Here is a 2,038-nt window from a genome sequence, read left to right as displayed (position 1 = left end):
TTCAAACCCTGCTCGATCGAGGTTTAGCCTATCGTTGTTATTGTACCCCGGAAGAATTGGAAAAAATGCGGGAAGAACAAAAAGCCCGCAATCTTGCCCCCCGTTATGATAATCGTCATCGTTATCTCACCCCCGAACAACAAGCTCAATTCGAGCAAGGGGGGAGAAAAGCAGTAATTCGTTTTATTATTGACGATGATCGAGAAATTATTTGGCAGGATTTAATCCGGGAAAAAGTTATCTGGAAAGGTAGTGATTTAGGTGGCGATATGGTGATCGCTCGTACCTCGGAAAATGGGGAAGAAAACTTCGGTCAGCCTCTCTATAATTTAGCGGTAGTTGTTGATGATATTGATATGGAAATTACCCATGTTATTCGTGGGGAAGATCACATCGCTAATACGGCTAAACAAATTCTTTTATACGAAGCTTTAGGGGCAAAAGTGCCGGAGTTTGCCCACAGTCCTTTGATCTTAAATCAGGAGGGTCGCAAGTTATCTAAACGGGATGGAGTCACTTCGATCGATGATTTCCGAAAACTGGGTTTTCTGCCGCAAGCTTTGGTTAATTACATGACTCTCCTCGGTTGGACTCCTCCCGATTCCACTGAAGAAATTTTTACCCTTGAAACGGCCGCTGAAGTGTTTAGTTTAGAACGGGTAAATAAAGCGGGGGCAAAATTTGACTGGACTAAACTGGATTGGATTAATAGTCAATATCTCCATCGTTTAACCGGTGAGGAATTAGTGCCTTTACTTCTCCCTTACTGGCAAGAAGCAGGGTATAATTTTGATGCTGAAACCGATCGAGCTTGGTTGATCGGTTTGGCTACTCTCATCGGTCCGAGTTTAACTCGTTTAAGTGATGCTGTCGCTGAAAGTCGCTTACTTTTAACCCCTGTGGCTAATTATAATCAGGAAGCTCTAAGTCAATTACAATTAGAGGGAGTTAAGGATATTATCAAGGATATTCTTGCCGCTATTACTCCCGATTTGACTGGAGAAGTTGCTAAGGGAATTGTTGAGACAACAACTAAAGCCCATCGGGTTAAAAAGGGTCTGGTGATGAAGTCTCTACGCGCCGCTTTGATGGGGGAGTTACACGGTCCGGATTTAATGCAGTCTTGGCTACTTCTCAATCAAAAAGGTTGGGATCTATCCCGTCTTCAGCAAGCAGTAAATAGTTAAATTGATCGGCTATCAGTTATCAGAAAATTTCTCGTACATTGGGGTTGACAAATGCCCTAATATTGCTATATACTTTCTAGTATAATGGGAATCCGTGTCGCCCTGCATACCCTGCTCGTGATCGATTACTGAGGAAATGGGGGCGGATTTTTCGGTTGTGGCTCTTCTCGACTTTGTGTGATAATTTTTGCTTATGGAATCCTGAAGTGCTTATCGGGCAGAACTTTTATACTAAATCTGGTTATTAAAAACTGATTATTTATTCTCCGTTTTGCATGAGTGCCTCTCCTGATATTTAGCCTATACCCAACGGATTTAGTATTACTTCCGACTTGATCACTCAATCCAAGCTTTTGGGGGGTAGAACCCCCCAAACCCCCCGTGCATTAGTTTTTCGGTGGGATGCTTACACGCAGCTGCTGACACATCTGTAATCATTTAAGAGTCACTCCCGCAAGTGGAGTGCCTCTCCTGATATGTAGCCTATATTCAACGGATTTAGTATTGTAAAGTTTTGTAAAAAATATATGCAAATGACTGCAAACAACTGCTAATATGGTTAGTACAAGTTTACATTGCAGTTCACATGAAACTATCAGATTATGCTAAGAAAAAAGGGATCAGTTATGACACTGCTTGGAGAATGTGGAATCGAGGGCAGTTACAAGGAGAACGTCGGGAGCATCTCATTTATGCAAGTGAGTAATTATACTTATCCATAAAACTGGTTTCTAGCAAGGCTTTCAAAATAGCTTGACATAAAAACCTGATTTAGGGGTTACAAAGGTGAGATGCTCCCGAGAACGTCTTCCTACAGGAACAATTATTATTTTTGAAGATGACCGTTCTTG

The 2,038-nt window shown here is 41.8% G+C and carries 1 protein-coding gene and 1 pseudogene; both read left to right on the top strand.

Features of this window, described 5'->3' with window-relative positions; genetic code table 11:
• Positions 1 to 1,187: glutamate--tRNA ligase (gltX, locus tag PX636_RS13740; protein WP_288117594.1), on the top strand; the 1,187-nt coding region annotated here is incomplete at its 5' end.
• 586 nt (positions 1,188 to 1,773) lie between these two features.
• A pseudogene (locus PX636_RS13735) lies at positions 1,774 to 1,863 on the top strand (IS607 family transposase); the annotation flags it as partial.
• Positions 1,864 to 2,038 lie beyond the last annotated feature (175 nt).

This window comes from Microcystis sp. M53598_WE2, assembly GCF_030067735.1.
GTDB lineage: Bacteria > Cyanobacteriota > Cyanobacteriia > Cyanobacteriales > Microcystaceae > Microcystis > Microcystis aeruginosa.
This window is presented reverse-complemented; position numbering and strand designations above follow the sequence as displayed.